The 264-nt window shown below is 63.3% G+C and carries 1 protein-coding gene; it reads left to right on the top strand.

Annotation, left to right across the window (positions count from 1 at the left end; genetic code table 11):
* The coding region (locus C666_RS20080) for an IS110 family transposase (RefSeq protein ID WP_004352584.1) at positions 1–264 on the top strand (264 nt) is incomplete at both ends.

The raw sequence follows: 264 nt of genomic DNA, 5'->3' as shown, positions 1-264 counted from the left end.
CGCAATCACAGCGAGCAGGCCCTTCCTGCCTGACTCAAACAAAACAGCCTCCGCAAAACCCGGGGCAATTCAGTTCGCCGCCTGGCTCGGCCTGGTGCCTGGCCAGTACAGCTCGGGCGGCAAGGCCCGACTGGGCCGCATCACCAAGGCTGGCGATTCCTACTTGCGCAGTTTGCTGGTCATGGGGGCTCGTGCCGTGTTGGCGGCAGCGAAGAACAAGACCGACACATTGAGTCGCTGGGCGATGGCTTTGCAGCAACGGCG

Origin of the sequence: Thauera linaloolentis 47Lol = DSM 12138 (genome assembly GCF_000310205.1) — a bacterium.
In the GTDB taxonomy this organism is placed as follows: domain Bacteria; phylum Pseudomonadota; class Gammaproteobacteria; order Burkholderiales; family Rhodocyclaceae; genus Thauera; species Thauera linaloolentis.
Note: the sequence above shows the minus strand (reverse complement) of the source record. Positions and strands in the feature narration are given on the sequence as shown.